Origin of the sequence: Paraburkholderia sp. SIMBA_030, assembly GCF_046535245.1 — a bacterium.
Classification (GTDB): Bacteria; Pseudomonadota; Gammaproteobacteria; order Burkholderiales; family Burkholderiaceae; genus Paraburkholderia.
Genome location: NZ_JAWRXB010000861.1, coordinates 1 through 261, shown reverse-complemented (window position 1 = coordinate 261; position 261 = coordinate 1). Strand labels below are relative to the sequence as shown.

At 62.8% G+C, this 261-nt stretch carries 1 protein-coding gene; it reads right to left on the bottom strand.

All coding sequences use genetic code 11. From position 1 onward, the window contains the following. On the bottom strand, nucleotides 1-261 hold a 261-nt coding region (locus tag SB772_RS42455; RefSeq protein ID WP_410838826.1), incomplete at both ends, for an HWE histidine kinase domain-containing protein.

The following is a 261-nucleotide window of genomic DNA, read 5'->3' as shown; positions in this document are numbered from 1 at the left end:
CATTGGTCGCCAGCTCGTGGACGACAAGCGACAGCGGCAGCGCAAGATCGGGTGATAGAACGATCTTCGGCCCACTCCTGGAGATGCGCGAGGCCTCAGAAGCGTGAGCGCGCAGGGCCGCGTCGAGGACAGCATCGACCGTTGATGCGGCACCCTCCTTCGACAGCAGAAGGTCGTACGTTCCAGCCAGGGCGGTCAGCCGCTCCGAAAAGGAATGATATCGTTCCGGATCGCCCTTCGCGAAGGTCTGTCGGGCAATCG